Here is a 1213-nt window from a genome sequence, read left to right as displayed (position 1 = left end):
CACGCCGGGTTCGGGAAGCGGCCCGGGAAAACGGAACAGCCCCAACGGTTGTCACCGCGTCCCGGGCCGACTTTCACGGACCGGCCACATCAGTAGTCGTGGAGTTCATCAGCGCCCACCTGGGTCACCGGGTGGGCGCTGATGGTCTCAAGTGGGGTGTCGAGTCGATGTGTGCCGTGCTTACCGAGTACGGCATTGCTATCGCCCCGTCGACGTATTACGCACATCGAGTCGGTGACGGCCCGTCAACGGCCGATCTGGCGGACGCGCAGATCATCGACGCGATCTGGCGGCTACGTAAGTCATCGGCATTGTTTAAGGTACTGGGCGCGCGCAAGACATGGATTGTACTGCGCACCAACGGAATTGATGTTTCTCGGTGCGTGGTGGAGCGAGTGATGCGGGAAATGGGGTGGCGCGGGGCGTGCAAGCGGCGCCGGGTGCTAACCACCGTTGCTGACCCGGCTGCGATGCGGGCTCCGGATCGGGTGCAGCGGTGTTTCGTCGCCGCGGCGCCGGACCGGTTGTGGGTGGCCGATTTCACCTATTGCCGTACCCGTGCCGGCTGGGCCTACACGGCGTTCGTCACTGACGTCTACGCCCGCAAGATCGTGGGCTGGAAGGTGGCCACCGAGATGACTCAGAAGCTGGTCACCGACGCGATAAATCACGCTATTGATACCCGGAAGCGTTCTGGTGCAACAACTTTGGCAGATCTCGTCCATCATAGCGATGCGGGCTCACAATATACGGCGGTCGCGTTCACTGAACACCTTGCTGCCGAAGGGATCTTGCCGTCGATCGGGACCGTCGGTGACAGCTTCGATAATGCCCTGGCCGAATCAGTGAACAGCAGTTACAAGACCGAGCTCATCGACAACCAGCCGCTGTATCCGGGAGCTACCGAGCTGTCCCTGGCAACGGCCGAATGGGTCGCGTTCTACAACCGTCAGCGGCCCAACGGCTACTGCCAGGACCTGACACCGGACCGGGCCGAAGCGCTCTACTACCATCGCCTCCAGCACCCTCAAACCGAGGAGGCACTCACATAACAGAGCCTCCGAACACGCCGGGGCGGATCAGCGGCCCCGATGTTGTCCCACTCGACCCGCCATAGTTCGGTGCCGGCATGCGAGGTGGGCTTGACCCTGTTTGGTGGACACAGGGTCAGGCGGCTTGTGCCGTCTGATTGATCCGGTTTTCAAACTCGACG

1 pseudogene is annotated in these 1213 nt (G+C 62.2%); it reads left to right on the top strand.

The window, feature by feature from the left end:
- Window positions 1–80: 80 nt before the first annotated feature.
- Window positions 81–1052 (top strand): annotated as a pseudogene (locus ACJH6J_RS30450) (IS3 family transposase); the annotation flags it as partial.
- Window positions 1053–1213 lie beyond the last annotated feature (161 nt).

The organism is Mycobacterium sp. SMC-18 (assembly GCF_045310895.1).
Taxonomy (GTDB): domain Bacteria; phylum Actinomycetota; class Actinomycetes; order Mycobacteriales; family Mycobacteriaceae; genus Mycobacterium.
The sequence above is the reverse complement of the archived record's forward strand: the minus strand, read 5'-3'. Positions and strand labels throughout refer to the sequence as shown.